This window comes from Bacillus sp. N12A5, assembly GCF_026790125.1.
Classification (GTDB): domain Bacteria; phylum Bacillota; class Bacilli; order Bacillales; family Bacillaceae; genus Bacillus.
On record NZ_JALAMR010000003.1, the window covers coordinates 65657 to 81905 of the forward strand.

The 16249-nt window shown below is 41.3% G+C and carries 14 protein-coding genes, 3 pseudogenes and 1 riboswitch; of the genes and pseudogenes, 10 read left to right on the top strand and 7 right to left on the bottom strand.

The genetic code is table 11. The features are described from left to right. Positions 1 to 12: 12 nt before the first annotated feature. Positions 13 to 696 carry an SOS response-associated peptidase gene (locus MOC09_RS03545; RefSeq protein ID WP_268369790.1) on the bottom strand — a complete coding sequence of 228 codons (684 nt, stop codon included), beginning with the start codon at positions 694 to 696 and terminating at the stop codon, positions 13 to 15. Positions 697 to 965: 269 nt separating this feature from the next. Here MOC09_RS03545 and MOC09_RS03550 point away from each other — a divergent pair, with 269 nt between their 5' ends. The 3 genes from MOC09_RS03550 to MOC09_RS03560 all read left to right on the top strand — a co-directional run bounded on the left by MOC09_RS03550 (position 966) and on the right by MOC09_RS03560 (position 3251). Continuing rightward, complete coding sequence (locus tag MOC09_RS03550) at positions 966 to 1682, top strand: NPP1 family protein (protein ID WP_268369596.1); 717 nt, start codon at positions 966 to 968, stop codon at positions 1680 to 1682. A gap of 155 nt (positions 1683 to 1837) precedes the next feature. Then, positions 1838 to 2266: a hypothetical protein gene (locus tag MOC09_RS03555; RefSeq protein ID WP_268369598.1), complete on the top strand. Its 429-nt coding sequence runs from the start codon at positions 1838 to 1840 to the stop codon at positions 2264 to 2266. A gap of 208 nt (positions 2267 to 2474) precedes the next feature. Then, entirely contained in the window at positions 2475 to 3251 is a 777-nt protein-coding gene (locus tag MOC09_RS03560) for an acetoin reductase (protein WP_268369600.1), read from the top strand. A gap of 184 nt (positions 3252 to 3435) precedes the next feature. Here the strand turns inward: MOC09_RS03560 and MOC09_RS03565 are convergent, their stop codons facing one another. Then, positions 3436 to 4473, bottom strand: coding sequence for a pectate lyase family protein (locus MOC09_RS03565; RefSeq protein WP_268369601.1), 1038 nt, complete (start codon positions 4471 to 4473; stop codon positions 3436 to 3438). Between the two features lie 173 nt (positions 4474 to 4646). Here MOC09_RS03565 and MOC09_RS03570 point away from each other — a divergent pair, with 173 nt between their 5' ends. Continuing rightward, a complete protein-coding gene (locus tag MOC09_RS03570; RefSeq protein ID WP_268358805.1) occupies positions 4647 to 5324 on the top strand; it encodes a YoaK family protein in 678 nt (225 codons plus the stop codon). 250 nt (positions 5325 to 5574) lie between these two features. Further along, entirely contained in the window at positions 5575 to 6273 is a 699-nt protein-coding gene (locus tag MOC09_RS03575) for an expansin EXLX1 family cellulose-binding protein (RefSeq protein ID WP_268358803.1), read from the top strand. 49 nt (positions 6274 to 6322) lie between these two features. Here the strand turns inward: MOC09_RS03575 and MOC09_RS03580 are convergent. Further along, a pseudogene (locus tag MOC09_RS03580) lies at positions 6323 to 6655 on the bottom strand (4-hydroxyphenylacetate 3-hydroxylase C-terminal domain-containing protein); the annotation flags it as partial. On the opposite strand from MOC09_RS03580, the pseudogene MOC09_RS03585 reads away from it, so the two are divergent. Next, positions 6656 to 7516, top strand: a pseudogene (locus MOC09_RS03585) (methyl-accepting chemotaxis protein); the annotation flags it as partial. Between the two features lie 119 nt (positions 7517 to 7635). On the opposite strand, the gene MOC09_RS03590 reads toward MOC09_RS03585, so the two are convergent. Together MOC09_RS03590 and MOC09_RS03595 are read right to left on the bottom strand one after the other, a co-directional pair. After that, complete coding sequence (locus MOC09_RS03590) at positions 7636 to 7929, bottom strand: YozQ family protein (protein WP_268358799.1); 294 nt, start codon at positions 7927 to 7929, stop codon at positions 7636 to 7638. A gap of 57 nt (positions 7930 to 7986) precedes the next feature. Continuing rightward, positions 7987 to 8109, bottom strand: coding sequence for a biofilm-forming protein (locus MOC09_RS03595; RefSeq protein WP_268369603.1), 123 nt, complete (start codon positions 8107 to 8109; stop codon positions 7987 to 7989). A gap of 666 nt (positions 8110 to 8775) precedes the next feature. Between MOC09_RS03595 and MOC09_RS03600 the strand changes: the two genes are divergently transcribed. The 3 genes and pseudogenes from MOC09_RS03600 (at position 8776) to MOC09_RS03610 (ending at position 12293) form a co-directional block, all read left to right on the top strand. Continuing rightward, positions 8776 to 9771 (top strand): LacI family DNA-binding transcriptional regulator, encoded by a 996-nt coding sequence (locus tag MOC09_RS03600; RefSeq protein WP_268358796.1) that lies wholly within the window; start codon positions 8776 to 8778, stop codon positions 9769 to 9771. A 417-nt stretch (positions 9772 to 10188) separates the two neighbouring features. After that, positions 10189 to 11112, top strand: a complete 924-nt coding sequence (locus tag MOC09_RS03605) for a sugar phosphate isomerase/epimerase family protein (RefSeq protein ID WP_268369605.1) — start codon at positions 10189 to 10191, stop codon at positions 11110 to 11112. A gap of 15 nt (positions 11113 to 11127) precedes the next feature. Then, positions 11128 to 12293 (top strand): annotated as a pseudogene (locus MOC09_RS03610) (Gfo/Idh/MocA family protein). A 153-nt stretch (positions 12294 to 12446) separates the two neighbouring features. Here MOC09_RS03610 and MOC09_RS03615 read toward each other — a convergent pair. Together MOC09_RS03615 and MOC09_RS03620 are read right to left on the bottom strand one after the other, a co-directional pair. Continuing rightward, entirely contained in the window at positions 12447 to 12740 is a 294-nt protein-coding gene (locus MOC09_RS03615) for a hypothetical protein (RefSeq protein WP_268358792.1), read from the bottom strand. A gap of 105 nt (positions 12741 to 12845) precedes the next feature. Continuing rightward, complete coding sequence (locus MOC09_RS03620; RefSeq protein WP_268369607.1) at positions 12846 to 14888, bottom strand: molybdopterin oxidoreductase family protein; 2043 nt, start codon at positions 14886 to 14888, stop codon at positions 12846 to 12848. A 150-nt stretch (positions 14889 to 15038) separates the two neighbouring features. Next, positions 15039 to 15130: riboswitch (SAM riboswitch) on the top strand. 95 nt (positions 15131 to 15225) lie between these two features. On the opposite strand from MOC09_RS03620, the gene MOC09_RS03625 reads away from it, so the two are divergent. Then, positions 15226 to 16248 (top strand): 2-hydroxyacid dehydrogenase, encoded by a 1023-nt coding sequence (locus tag MOC09_RS03625; protein ID WP_268369608.1) that lies wholly within the window; start codon positions 15226 to 15228, stop codon positions 16246 to 16248. Position 16249 lies beyond the last annotated feature (1 nt).

A 16249-nucleotide genomic window follows, 5' to 3' on the forward strand; every position in this document is an offset into this window, starting at 1 on the left:
GAAACTCAATCACTACATGCTGTTCTCTGCATCTAGAAGCTCGGGTGAATTATTTTTAGGTGAATTCACTAATGATGAAACCTGATATGCTTCCATATCATCAGCATCATAAGGCAGCAGTAAGCTTTGCAGATAATTAGGATCTGTATGTTGAGGATTCAGCCATTCTTTTTCATGGTCATGAGTTAATATAACCGGCATTCGGTCGTGTATATCTTTCATGAATTCATTAGGCTTAGTTGTTATGATTGTGCAGGTGTAAAGAGGGGTCCCTTGGTTTGTTTTCCACTTTTCATATAAACCGGCAAACGAAAAAAGAGCAGATGATTTTATTTTAATTCGCATCGGAATTTTGGTTTTGGGATCAAGCCGTTTCCATTCATAAAAACTGTCGGCTGGAATGATGCAGCGTTTGCTGATAAGCGGTTTACGAAAGGCTGGTTTCTCGTTTAATGTTTCAGCTCGAGCATTAATCATTTTATATCCGATCTTTTCATCTTTTGCCCAGGGAGGAATAAGACCCCATCTAAGCTTGCCTAGGCGATTGTTTGATCCATCATTGATAATTGCCAGGATATTTTGCGATGGAGCGACATTATAACTTGGATGGTATTCGTCTTTAGGCAAAAATCGCTCAATGTCAAACCGGTCAAGCATGTTTTCAAATGCAGAGAATAAAGTAAACCTGCTGCACATGGCCATCATCCTTTTTTTAGGGTTTTTGAATATTGTACAGGCTGGATACATGAAAATCAAAAAGGCGAAATGCTCTGTACGCAGATGGTTGAAGGAAAGAGGAAATCCGGACAAAATAAAACGTTCATTGATAAAAATAGATAGGTTTGTACCGATAATATTTATTAATTTAAGATTCTGTAAACTTGATTGATTGGAGATTCCACTATTTGTATAATGGCTTTGGAGTATGGATTTTACAGTACTAAAGCGGTAAGGAGGAAAGTGAAATGAAGAAAATCGGGTTTGCTGTTTTGATGTCATTTTTCATGTTTATCAGCTTAGTTCCAACAGTTGATGCTGCTGTCATTGATCATGACAAAGTAGCAGGGTTCAATGAAGTTGTCCCAACTACTATCTCTCAAAAAGCCGCAAAACAGTTCCAGCCATATTTGAAGGTTTACAGCGGCTGTGTGCCCTTTCCGGCAGTAGATGCACTAGGCAATACGAGCGGGGGGTTAGAGCCGACTGGAGCGCCTGAAGGACATTGCAGCAAACATACTGGACAAGTTTATTCACGCTCAACTTGGTACAATGGCGTGTGGGCAATTATGTATTCCTGGTATTTCCCGAAGGATGAGGCATCTCCGAGTTTGGGGCATCGGCATGACTGGGAAGGAATCGTTGTTTGGGTCGACAATCCGGCTAATCAACATCCAAAAGTTTTATCAATTGCATACTCCGGGCACGGAAAATTTACAAATGTTCAACCGAATGAAAGCAATATGAAGGATAAACATCCATTAATTGCTTACGACAGCACATGGCCCTTAAATCATGAATTGCATATTAGTGATCGTGCAGGAGGCACTCAACCATTAATCGGATGGGAAGACTTAACTCCGGCAGCGAGGAATGCTTTAAATATAACGGATTTCGGTAAAGCGAATGTTCCATTTAATGATCGTAATTTCACAAATAACCTAGCAAAGGCATGGTTTAGGTAATTCAAGAAATATGGTGCTGAATCAGTCATTAGATTGGTTCAGCATTTTTATGCCGAGGTGTAGGGTTTGCCCCTAAAGACTTATTTATTAAAAATGATATTGATTGAAGTTTAGAATTCCAATATATTGAAATAAATAGGATTGGGGGAATCTAAGTGAAAAAGCTCTTCATGTTGATCTTAGCTTTGTTTTTTATGACAATCGATGCAGGGAATGCATCAGCAGCTATTGTGAAAAATGAGGAAAAAGTAAGTTTTACGATGACAGAAAATCAAAAATCCTTCATGATGTCTGATCATTCAAATCCAAATTGGCTTCCGTCTCAGTTCGGCTATCGATTCACAATTTTTGATGCGGAAGGCTGCACAATTCATGCTAGAATATATCGCCTGTCTTTATCAGGATATGAAATCAAGCTAAGTGAGAAAAGTTTCACAGGCAACCATTTCGATTTCAGCGCAACCGACCAAGCAGAAGCAATGCCATACAAGAATCATTATTTAGAGTTAACGAAAGATCAGGGCTGTGGAGAAGTGAAAGTGAAAGGATTATACGGTTATCAGTTTGATGAGATATACGAATAGGGATAGAAGATTAAATGTAAAGGCCGGTCTAAAACTTGGCCTTTTTTTAAACTGAATAAGTGTCGGAAGTATAAAAAAGGGAAATAGAAAAAACGTGTTCCCGTCTTCTGGGACAAGCAGTCCTTTCTGAAGGCGAGTTAGAGTTGACTACATGATTTGCTAAAATAAATATATAGTCAAGATCACTCACTGCAAAAGGGGAAAAGTTATGTCCAAGACAGCGATTGTTACAGGTTCTGCAGGCGGATTAGGGAGAGGCATCGCAGAGAGACTATGTAAAGATGGTTTTAATGTCGTGCTGCATGATATCAATGAAGCATTGCTGCATGAAACGGTTTCAGCTTTCAACGAGAGACACTTTCATGTGATTGGGGTTAAAGGGGACGTTTCGAAACGTGATGACCAATTCAATTTGGTTAAAGAAACGGTGGATCAGTTTGGCCGTTTAGATGTTTTTGTAAACAACACGGGGATTGAAGCCGTTTCTCCATTTTTGGAAATCACAGCAGAACAGCTGAATAGATGGTTTCAGGTTAACGTGAATGGAGTTGTTTTTGGCACTCAAGCAGCGGCTGACCAGTTCATGAAACAAAAAACTAAGGGCAAAATCATCATTAATGCATGCAGTATAGCGGGTCACGAGTCATTTAAAATGCTGGGCACATATTCAGCAACGAAACATGCGGTGAAGTCTTTTACACATTCAGCTGCTAAAGAGCTGGCGAAGTATAACATAACTCTAAATGCGTATTGTCCTGGAGTCGCAAAAACAAAAATGTGGGACAGAATTGATGAAGAAATGGTGAAACATAGTGATGATTTGCAGCCGGGGGAAGCATTTGAAAAATTTTCTTCGGAAATAGCCCTTAAAAGGTATCAAACACCTGAGGATGTTGCTAATCTGGTATCATTTTTAGCTTCAGATGCTTCAGATTACATCACTGGCCAGGCCATATTAACCGATGGCGGTCTAGTTTATAGGTAATAAAAATCAAATGACACGTTTTAAACAATCTATTTTGAAACTTACTCATATGAATTTTTTGCACTGCATTAAACTGGTATAATAAAAAACGGTTGAGAAGGTACTGTGAAAAAGAAAAAGCGCTTTAAAAATAGCCTATAAGCCAAAAAGAGGCTCAGCGTTTTTTACGCAGGCCTCTTTTGTGTCAATAGCCAAATACCAGTGTTGCACTTTGTGATCCGGCATATTTTGTGACAAATTCTTTTGTATACTGCGGCGTTTGGACACGGTAGCTGTAATTAGATCCGGGATTCCATGAAGTCAGCGGCGAGGTTTGCTTGTTGAGAGACGGGTAGCTGCCTGTATCCTTGAAATAACCAGTCCCTTTGTCATCGAGGATCCCGCCTTTCTCACTGCCTTTCCCAAAGTAATTATATTCGGAATATATTTTTGCTTTTGTGGCAATCGTCATTGCCTGGTTAAAGTTGTTGCTGTAATTGTTTTTCACATGAAAGTATCCGTATCTCATGAGACCCGGGCCTCTTACATACAGGTTCTCAAAATAATTGTTGGCGATTGTCATGTGGGGATAGCCGTCATATTGATGCTGCGCATCATCTGGGTACCCTAAAATCAAACCATATTTATGATTCGCGAATTTTGAATTGCTGATCGTGATATAATCTGCTGATTTTCCGATATACACGAGCTTGTCCAAATCACTGCCGCTTGCACTATAGCTATGGCCTGAGAATGTGACGTGGTCAATCCAATAGTTGATGCCGGAATCTAAATAAAGCTGAATATCATTATTTCCGTTAATCTGCGGACTGTGTTCAAATGTCAGGTTTTGAAAAATGACGTTTCCAGAGGCTGATGAAGTGGTGAAATAAATATTTTTCAGCGTTTTTTTCGCATAAGAGCCTACGAGTGTTTTATTTGAGCCAATGGTGACTGTTGTTTTCGCAGATGCAGAAAGATCATTTTGAAGCACTAAAATTTTCGGAGTTGATCCTCCTAGATGGGTTTTTAAATCATTTACGCTTTGAATGTAAACAATTTGGCCGTTTTTTCCGCCCGTTGTGCTCGCTTTAGAAATGCCTTTTTCATTTTTAGCATTTCCGGCAAATCCCAAAAGGCCATTCGTTGAGGTATTTGGAAAATCAACGGCGCCAAACGCTTTCCCAGGCAAGAGAACCAATAGCAAACTGAACATGGCCAACCATAAACAAAATCGTTTCATTACATATGCTTCCTTTCAATTTTAATAAATTTCCTCGTGAGGATTATTATTACAGCAAATGGAAAGGAATAATAGGTTCTATCTTCCTAATTAATGCCGGGGGATTTAAAAATATAGAGAGCATGCTAAAAGGCACACTGACAATTGAAATAGAAGAAAGGATGGATACACCGTTGACTGCAGCAGCTTATCGAAACACCTTGCTTTCACTTTTATGTTTAACAGCTGGAATCGTGGATGTAATCGGGTATTTAAGCCTAGGGCATGTGTTCACAGCTAATATGACTGGAAATATTGTATTACTTGGGTTAGCTATCGGCAAATCCCTTCAGGTCACTGTTTTTAACTCCCTGACTGCTCTAATCGGATTTATAATTGGGGTGATTATTTCAACAATGATGGTCGGAAAGGCAGAAAATATCCTTTGGCCTTCTGCTGTGACAAAAGCGCTTGCACTTGAAGCTTCCATTTTATTTATCTTTGCTTGTCTCTCCTATTATTCGGCTTTTGTTCCTTTGTACATCTTTATTATTCTTTTGAGCATTTCCATGGGGATTCAAACCATAGCAGCCAAAAAGCTGGGAGTCGCAGGCATTTCTTCAACTGTGTTGACTGGAACAATGGCTTCTCTTTTAGAGGATTTGTCGGGCCGTGTGTTTTTTAAGAAACAAAAGAAGACATTCTTAAGAGATGCTGTGTTAAGAGCGCTGGCTATTATCTTATATTGTGTGGGCTCTATTATTGTGGCTTTAGCGGAGCCGAATTTTCATAATATGATCATTTGGGTGCCTATTGTGCTGATATTTGGCATCATGATGACAGCTAAGTTGAAACTGAGCGGGGAAAAATAAAGTTTCCTGCTTAGCTGTTACCAGGTTGATTGCTATGTGAAAAATAGTACAGCATATCAAAAAAGTCATTCGGCTGATGAGATACTTATTCATTCGTATTGATTTTTTGATAAAACACTTCCTTGGATAGATGAATGATAGTGAATCTGTCATGAAATATCTATGAATCTATTTCCTCTTTCAAACCAGACGGATTGAGCTTTACAATGATAATGATTCTCATTTGAAGTCTGAGTTGAGGAGGATACGTATGAAAAAGAAAATCAATGCAATTGCTGGTGTGCTTTTATTGATGATCCTTTGTTTTTCCCGGCAAGCTTATGCAGCATATGATGACCTGCACGAAGGCTATGCAACGTATACAGGGTCAGGTTATTCCGGGGGAGCCTTTCTGCTGGATCCCATTCCTTCCGATATGGAGATTACGGCCATAAACCCGGCAGATCTCAATTATGGAGGAGTGAAAGCGGCACTAGCAGGCTCTTATTTGGAAGTCCAAGGGCCGAAAGGAAAAACGATTGTATACGTTACCGATTTGTATCCTGAAGGCGCTCGCGGGGCTCTCGATTTATCGCCTAATGCCTTCAAAAAAATCGGCAATATGAAAGACGGAAAAATCAATATCAAATGGCGTGTTGTCAAAGCCCCAATCACCGGCAATTTTACGTACCGGATCAAAGAAGGCAGCAGCAGGTGGTGGGCTGCAATCCAAGTCAGAAATCACAAGTATCCTGTTATGAAAATGGAATATAGTAAAGGCGGAAAGTGGATCAACATGGAGAAAATGGACTATAACCATTTTGTCAGCACTAACGTAGGGACGGGCCCTCTCACAGTCAGAATTACTGACATCCGCGGAAAGGTTGTGAAAGACACAATACCGAAGCTGCCTGAAAGCGGATCATCCAATGCATATACAGTGCCGGGGCATGTACAGTTTCCTGAATAAAAAGTATGAAACAGCGGACCTTTTCCCGCTGTTTTGTATATAAGAGATATCAATCATCAACATCTGCATGTAAAAACGCTTTAATCACATTCACTAGCTCCTGCTTTGGATAACTGGTATACAGCCTGCTTGAAATCCGAATAGGATCTCCGAAAAAGTATCTTTCGTAATGCGTTTGCCTTGTGCCGAATGAGCTCATGGTTAAATCCCATGCCAAACGGAAAATTTTCACACGTTCTTCAGCATTTGTATTGGCTGCTTGAAGATATTGGTCAAGATCCTCCCGTATGTCTGAGTCAAACGCATTTTCTGTCGGCAGTGTCACCATTCCGCTAGCGCCAATTAACTGGATGATTTCAGTAAATCGAGGATATAGAGTAGGGCGGAAGAATCGAAATCATCTTCTGCACATATTTCCCGAGCCATGCAGCAGGCTGCCGACAGCAATGTGAAGCAAAGCTCGATGACAGGTAAGAGTGCGGAATCCATTACTGAATTATTAGACAGTATATCATCTGTTGCTGCAAATACAGGGAGCATAGCGGATCTTTCTTCTTCGATGAGGGACAAAGCTGAAATAGGATCTAAGTCCGTTAACAAAATGTTAGATCAGATGAAATTCATTGATAAATCTGTAGATTCAGCCGGCAATGGCTTGAAGGAATTAGTAGCGAGTACAGCAGAGATCAGCGATATATCTTCGCTAATCACAACTATTTCCGAGCAGACAAATTTATTGGCGCTAAATGCTGCGATCGAGGCGGCCAGAGCAGGAGAGCAAGGAAAAGGGTTTGCTGTAGTGGCAGAAGAAGTCCGGAAATTGGCGGACGAAACAAATAATTCTGCAAACCATATCCAATCGGTGGTAACAACCATCCAAAATGAATCGATAGAAACGGTAAATAATATTAAGGTTGTTCAAGAAAATGTGAGCTCAGGTATTGTTCTATCACAAGAGGCAACCGGAAATTTCAATGAAATCCTGAATCTGATTGAACAAGTCACTTCTCAAATACAAGAAGTCGCAGCGGCAACTCAACAGCTTACATCAGGCGTTGAAGTCATTCAGCATACGGTTCATACTTTAGCCGCCGGTACAAAAGAAACGTCTGCCAATACAGAAGCGGTTGCAAAATCATCACAGGAACAGCTGAATTCAATGGAGGAAATCTCCTATGCTGCAGAATCTTTATCCCAGTTGGCGGAAGAACTTCAAACTGTCATTAATCGTTTTAAATTTTAATGTGGTTACATGACGTAAAAACCCCATCTTATTCGGTGGGGTTTTTACTGGCTTTCGTGCGGTTGTTTCTTAAAACGGAGCTAACATGCTTCTTTTAAGTCAGCCTCGTTTGATCAAAATTAGTCCAAATTTTGATCGATTGTCCCTTCAAAATAGTCATCGCTGACTTGCTCATGAGTTTCAGCCAATCCTTTTTCCAATTGCGAGCTTCCTTTATAATCTGAGGGATTAAAATATCTTCCAGCCACATCCGTAGTGTCATTGATGTTTTCTTTATTATGAGCTTGGGTTTCAGCTTTTACATTCTCTGAATCATCACTTACATTTAAAGATTGCTGAAAATCATATTCCTTGTCTAATGAAGAAAATCTTTTGTAGTCATCCGGTCTGTCTGCTCCATTTTTTTGAGCCACTTTACTCACTCCAGACTATTGAAATTTTACTGTGTCTATGCCTTAAAGGCCAAAAACTTATTTCGCTCTTTTAGGATCAGAACCATGTTTTTTAGGATCATCTACTTTAAAAGCTGTTTCAGTTTCATGGTCATTTCTTATTTGTTCAATACTTGAATTTTGAATTCCTTTTTTACTCATTGATGTCACCCCTTTACGAAAAGTGTTGAAATATCAACTCTTCTTATTCTGTCTGTTGGAAAGCTATTCATTCCCTTTTTTTTCGTTGATTCCCCCCATTAGGAAAAGAGCCAGTTTTATGTCAGGCGTATATTTGTCATTTTTGAAACCTTTCATTCGTACATTGCGTATATGAAGAGGCTGTAAAGAACTGGGGACATTTTGTTTTGATGTGACAATCTTACTTATCATAAAGAGGAGAAATCGAAAATGATTATGGTGAAAAATGGAGATTCGATAAAGGTTGTATTTGTGTTTCAAAAAAGCGAACAGATTGAAGAAGTTGAGAGTTGAGCTAAACTCAGCACAGTTGTCTGCTTTATTACACTCAAATCAGGTATGGATCGAAACGTTCAGCCAGAACCTCAAAATTGAAAACACCGTTTGGTCTTACGGCAATCATCATGTATCTTTACAAGTTTATTTAAAATAGAAAATGGTGACTAGATTGAGAGCATCCGCCGCATTACAGTTTCTTTAGTGTGTCCATGTCCATTAATCACAAAATAGTGCTATAAGATTGTTGAAATCTTCACAGTTACCTTTACAATAGCCTATATAGAGCGCTTTCGAAATCATGCATGTTTTTAGCTGGCCACTTGTGCGGAGAAAGAGGTTTTTAGCAAAATGAAAACTACAATCTATGATGTGGCAGAAAAAGCCGGTGTATCCATTTCAACAGTTTCAAAAGTGATCAATCACCAGCCGGTTGGGATGAAATCAAAACAAAAAGTGCTGGATGCCATGCAAGAGCTGAATTATAAGCCAAGTGTGCTTGCATCAGCATTAACTGGGAAACGGACTTCGACAATAGGATTCCTTTTACCGGATATAGCTAATCCGCTGATTGCAGAAATGGCACGCAGAGTAGAGGATCGGGCACACGAATATGGATTTAATCTCGTCATTTGCAGTACAGATTTAAAATCAGAGAAGGAAGAGAGATACGTCTCATTATTAAGGCAGAAGCGTGTGGACGGGTTTATTTTAGCCGGGGGGTTTCGAAATAAAGAGGTTATTCATGAGTTAATCCGCGACAACATACCCGTTATCCTTCTTTCGGAATCACAGCCATACTCATCTGTTACAACAGTTACGGTTGATAATTTCCTGGGAGGGTATGAATTAGCCGCACATTTAATTTCGCTTGGCCACACAAGGATTGCGGTCGTTGCAGAGGACAATGCAAGCAGCCGGGAACGAATTCGCGGATATTCACAGGCATTACAAGAGTCTGATCTTGATGTTCACGAAGGTCTGATTGTTGTAACAGATTCAACGGCCGAATCCGCACAGACTATGGCCTCTTCATTATTACAATCTTCTAATCCGCCTACGGCTATAATTTGTTGTAATGATATATTGGCGATTGGAGCCCTTCTTGCTGCACGAGAAAAGCATGTGCAGGTTCCCGAAGAACTTTCCATTACGGGCTTTGATAATACACTGTTATCAAAAAGCAGTGATCCTCCTTTGACAACAGTTGAAGTCCCTGTCCAAAGTATGTGTTCACAGGCAGTGGATTTACTGATCGGGGAGATAGAAGGTAAAGCTTCAGAAAAACAAAAAATTTTAGTATTGCCGAAATTAATTGTCCGAAAATCCACGAGCTGTCTTCGCTGAAGCTTTGAATTATGTTCTATTTATTTAGCAGCTGGTTTATGAACCGCTGCTTTTTTGCTGTTGGCCAAAAGAAAATCGAAAAAACGAAAAGTCAAAGCTGTTCGGGTTCAGCTTATTTTTTTGCCAAAAATATTTACAAAATATACTGAATATTATACAATTAGCTAGCAATTAAAGAAAGCGCTTTCGATTTGTTATTGCACGGTCTGTTAGTAAAGTCTAACCAAACATTTAAAGATTATAATATAAAGCGCTTTATATTATGGGTGCTGCAATGATGAATAATAACTTATACAAACCGCTGCTGTTAAAACAAAGGAAAATGGATGTTGTTTTAAACCAATATGTGATCCTCCTAAAAGAAAGCGCTTTATTTAAATGGTTTATCAATTAAAAATTTGATTAGAGGTGTTGGGAATGAGTATTCACATTGCTGGTGCGCCTTGCTGCTGGGGTGTAGATGATCCGAAAAATCCATTTCTTCCGCCATGGGAGAGAGTGCTGCAGGAGGCATCACAAGCCGGTTATAAAGGGATCGAGCTGGGTCCGTACGGCTATATTCCGATGGACGTCGAACGAGTACGAGCGGAGCTTTTTAAAAACAATTTGTCCATTATTGCCGGTACCATTTTTGATGATTTAGTAACGTCGTCTAATTTAGAACATTTGCTGCAGCAGGCAGACGATATATGTTCTCTCATGACAACACTCCCTTTCTCTTTGCAGGAAAAAAAGGGGGGCTTTACACCGCCTTATTTGGTCCTGATTGACTGGGGTCATGACGAAAGAGATTATAAGGCGGGGCATCCTGATCAAGCGAAACGGTTATCTAAAAAGGATTGGGACTGCATGATGTCTCATATTCGGACAATCGCGGTTCGGGCGTGGGAGCGGTATGGCGTGCGGGCCGTCATCCATCCTCATGCAGGGGGATATATTGAATTTGAGGATGAGATTCAGCAATTACTAAAGGATATACCATATGATATTGCGGGGCTTTGTCTTGATACAGGTCATTTATATTATTCAAAGATGGATCCGGAACAATGGCTGCGGGACTATGCAGACCGTGTCGACTATATCCATTTTAAAGACATTGATGAACATGTTTATCAACAAGTAATGGGTGAGCATATCCGCTTTTTTGATGCTTGCGCAAAAGGAGTCATGTGTCCGATCGGACAAGGAATTATTGATTATGAAGCGATTTACAAGTTGCTAAAAGACATTCACTATCACGGCTACATTACGATCGAACAGGAACGTGATCCGAGAAACTCTGATACTAGTTTAAGAGATGTCAGCCAGAGCATTGCTTATTTAAAAAAACTTGGTTATTAGCAGGGGGGAACCAGGGTGATTAATGGTGAAAAAATGGTAGAAAGACCGATACGCTGGGCAATGGTAGGAGGCGGCCGGGGAAGTCAGATTGGATACATTCATCGTTCGGCGGCATTGCGTGATCATCACTTCCAATTGGTTGCAGGCGCATTTGATATCATACCGGAACGGGGAAAGGAGTTCGGTATGAACTTGCATGTTTCTCCGGAACGCTGTTATACAGATTACCGGAAAATGTTTGAAGGAGAAGCAAAACGTGAAGACGGCATTGAGGCTGTGTCTATTGCAACTCCCAATGGCACACATTATGAAATCTGCAAAGCAGCTCTGATGGCGGGGTTACATGTCGTATGCGAAAAACCTCTTTGTTTTACGGTCGAAGAAGCAAAAGAACTAGAATGTCTTGCAAAGAAAAACAACCGAGTCGTCGGTATTACATATGGCTACTCGGGGCATCAAATGATAGAACAGGCACGCCAGATGATCGCTAACGGTGAATTAGGGGACATTCGCATGATTCACATGCAATTTGCACACGGATTCCACTCTGATCAGGTGGAATTGCAAAACGTTAGCACGAAATGGCGTGTAGACCCGAAGTTCGCAGTCCTAGCTATGTACTAGGTGACTTAGGCACTCATCCACTATTTTTATCTGAAGTGATGCTGCCGAAACTGAAAATAAAAAAATTATTGTGTACAAAGCAAAGCTTTGTAAAAAGCAGAGCACCACTTGAGGACAATGCTTATACGATTATGGAGTATGATAATGGCGCGGTCGGCATGGTGTGGTCTTCTTGTGTAAATGCCGGATCAATGCATGGCCAGAAAATTCGTGTGATCGGTTCCAAAGCAAGTATTGAATGGTGGGATGAACAGCCCAACCAGCTGCGTTTTGAAATACAGGGAAAACCTGTACAGATTTTAGAGCGCGGAATGGGGTATTTATATCCGGAAGCATTACAAGATGACCGGATTGGAGGCGGGCATCCAGAAGGTTTGTTTGAAGCGTGGTCAAATCTTTATTCACGGTTTGCCGTAGCAATGGAGGCTGCAGATCAAGGGAAAGAATTGAATGACATGTGGTATCCAGGAATTGAAGCAGGTGTGGAAGGAGTACGCTGGGTGGAAAACTGCGTTCGATCCGCGGATAAAGGCGCAGTATGGGTGGACTATCAATAACATCAAGATCATAATGTTTGTCAATCAGCAGGTATTAGTGTGGAAAGAGATGTGGTTTTGATCAGTATTACCGCTTATGGGTAATGTTTTAGTGATGGTGACTCTATACAACTGAAACTGTGGGAGCGAGTGATGATCTCGCTCTCCCAGATTTTATTCACCCTGGTGTTTCTCAACTAAAGTGAATGTCCATTCTTTTAAGAGATGTTTCTGCACATACTTTTTCCCGTTTATCTCAATGTAAGGCAGGTCTGTCATGTCTCCGGCTAACTGTTTTGCCTCAGTTGCAGTTATTCCTAAAAAATGTCCGATGTAAAAGTAAATATCTCGTTCTTTTATAAGCAAGGTATCACTTTTTTCAACTGCTTTTGGATGGTTCATTTGCTTTAAGCCTTCACCGATAAAATAGCCAGCCAAAGCAATACCGATTCCTAAAAAAACGTCCATATGCATGCCTCCATTATGTCGATGTTATGTTATACGGGCTTGGCATACCCCGGGTTTCAATATCACCAAAAAAAACCGCCAGAATGTGCTCTGGCGGTTTTTCGCTCATGCTTTTTCAATCTGCACGCGGCCTGAAAAAAAGGTAGCGCCGCCGCCCATATCGGATAAGCGATCCGGGGTAAGTGCGTTTACAAGCTGTTTTTTTCCTGGTTCATCCGCCCATAATCCTTGACTGACGACAACACCGGGCAGCACTTGTTCCCCGACTGCAGCGGTCAGCTCGCATTCTCCGCGGCTGTTCCAAATTCGTACAGGATCCCCATCAGCGATTCCATGTTCATCAGCATCTTTTGTATTGATAAAGAGTTTTGGCGTCTTTTCAAGCTTGATGTGTTTTTCATTGTTCGAAAACGTTGAGTTTAAGAAATTATGGTTTGGCGCCGGAACATACATAAACGGATGTTCATTATCGGATACAAGAGGCGTATATGTCGGTAAAGCCGGGAAGCCGTCTTGTTTCATTTTTTCTGAATATAATTCTATTTTTCCGCTTGGTGTCGGGAGTTTGCCTGGAAACAGCGGCTTTTCGCGTTTCGCTTTCATAAATGAGTGTTTAGAAAGTGAATCGTAATCAATCTCCGCTAAATACGGATTATCAGGATGGTCAAGTGCCTGGCGGATTAATTCTTCATCTGAATCTTTGAGCTCCTGGTCTGTGAATCCCATTGCTTCAGCCAGAAGACGGAATACCTCAGTGTTAGACTTGCTTTCTCCGTATCTCTCAATCACCGGCTGCTGAAGCTGAATGTAATGGTGCCAGTAGGAGGTATAAAAATCAGTATTTTCAAAAGCGGATGTTGCAGGCAGTACAATGTCCGCATATGCAGCCGTTTCCGTTAAAAACAAATCATGAACCACAGTAAACAGGTCTTTCCGCAGCAAGCCCTGTCTGACCTTGTTCGCTTCTGGCGCGACGACGGCCGGGTTCGTTCCGTAAATAAATAGAGAGCGAATAGGCGGATCTGTTTCCAAAAGCACCTTGCCAAGCTGATTCATATTAAACGATCTCGGTGTGCGCCCTTTCAGTAAGTCAGGGCGCTGCAACGCATTTGTGTTATATTCTAAAATTCCGCTGTTATGCTTGATTGCGCCGCCTCCTGTGTGCAGCCATTGGCCAGTGATCGCCGGAAGACAGGCAATCGTCCTTACAATCATCCCGCCGTTATCGTGATGCTGGGGTCCGTTTCCGATTCTGATAAAAGAAGGGGAGGTTTCCCCGTACATTCTTGCCAGCTGGTAAATATCTTCGGTGCTGACACCGGTGATCAGTGATACCTTTTCCGGATCATACTGTTTCACGTGTTCACGGAGCTCTTCATAGCCAACCGTGTATTCAGACAGAAATGCTTCATTATGAAGGTTTTCTTTAAATAAAATGTGCATGATGCCAAGAGCAAGTGCGCTGTCAGTTCCCGGCTTTATTGGAATAAACCAATCTGCGAGACGCCCTGTCTGATTTTTATGCACATCAATCACAACAATTTTGGCACCTTGTTTTCGTGCTTTTTGAGCGATTGTAATCTGATGCATGTTTGTGCTGACCGCGTTGATACCCCAAAAAATAAATAGTTTCGTATGAATGGTTTCCTCAGGATCAATCCCCGCACTTATACCCATTGTATATTTATAGCCCTCAGATCCCGCTTTGCTGCAAATCGTCCGTTCAAGCTGGCTTGAACCCATTCGGTAAAAGAAACGGCGGTCCATACCTTCCGCTGTTAATTTCCCCATATTTCCGTAAAAGCTGTACGGAAGTATGCTTTCAGCTCCCTCTTCATCAATCAGCTGCTTCCAGCGGGAGGTAATGGTATCAATTGCCTCTTCCCAAGAAATTGGTTCAAATATCGCCTGGCCTTTCGCACCTGTCCGTTTAAGCGGTGTAGTCAGCCGCTTTTTATCATAGATGCGCTCCGTCATGTTCCTGACTTTGTTGCAGATGTTTCCGGCCGTGACAGGATGATCGGGATCGCCTTGCACTTTTACAATTTTTCCGTCTTTTTTATGTATTAACAATCCGCACTGATCCGGGCAGTCCAGCGAGCAAACGGATTTGAGAATGCCGTTCTGTTGTGTGGCAAAAGATTTCATGTGGCCCTGTTCCTCTCTCTAGTTAGATATTTTGTAAGAATTATAACACTTCCGATGATAACGTCAATTCTGAAAAAAAGAGATTGACATCAATCTGAGACTTCTTTATGATAAACGTATTCTTTATTCCGAAAATTACATACTCAACATTTTCTATCCAGAGAGGTGGAGGGACTGGCCCTATGAAACCTCGGCAACATTATTGTGCCAATTCCAGCAAGCGACAGCTTGAAAGATAGGAAAGCAAGGTTTATACCGGCGTCTGCCTGTAACAGAGCGCGCCTATATATGAATCTCTTTCCATCTTCGGAAAGAGATTTTTTTATGAAAAAATACGATGAAAAGGATGTTTTGCACCATGACGGTTTTGGTTACAGCACCGTACAACGAAGAAGGACGCAAAGAGCTTAAAAACTTGTTTGGCTCGGTTGCTTACCACTCCTGGAAGGAACAAGGCCGGGCATACCGGGAAAAAGAAATGATTCAGCTATTAAAAGAAACAAATGCGATAGGTTTGATTACAGAGCTTGATCAAGTTACAGACAGCGTATTTACATCTGTTCCAGATCTTTCATTTGTGGGCGTCTGCAGGGGAATGCCCTCCAATGTGGATGTGGCAGCAGCGTCAAAAAGGGGCATACCCGTTTTCTATACACCCGGGCGAAATGCACAAGCCGTGGCTGAAATGTTTATCGGGAATATGATTTCCTTTCTCCGCCATACCAGCACTTCAAATCAATGGCTGAAGGATGGGAAGTGGGACAGCGATTACTTGCAGGCTTATGTCAAATTTAAAGGAAACGAATTATCGGGAAAAACAGTCGGCATGGTTGGGTTTGGAGCAGTTGGGCAAAGGATTGCAAAACTCCTGACTGCGTTTGACTGTCAAATAAAGTATTACGATCCATACGTACAAGACGATCATCCGCTGTATCAAAAAGTATCTCTTAAAACGGTTTTTTCGGACAGTGATATCGTTTCTATCCATCTGCCTCGTACCGAGGAAACGCTTGGACTTATAGATCGGGCGTATTTTGATCTGATGAAAGAGAGTGCGATTTTCGTCAATACTTCAAGAGCGGTGGTAGTAAACCGTGAAGACCTTTTATCTGTATTAAAAAAACATAAAATCAGAGGGGCGATTTTAGACGTTTTTTATCACGAACCTCCAGAGGAATCGGATTACGAATTGATCTCATTGCCTAATGTTCTGGCAACACCGCATCTCGCTGGCGCAACCTTTGAAGTGGAGGATCATCATGTGGCGATCCTGAATGAAGCCCTCAAAAAGTGGAAGGATGAAAAAACTCTTAATATTCCGACATTGTATAACAAGGTCGAACTGAAAACAGGGGTATAAG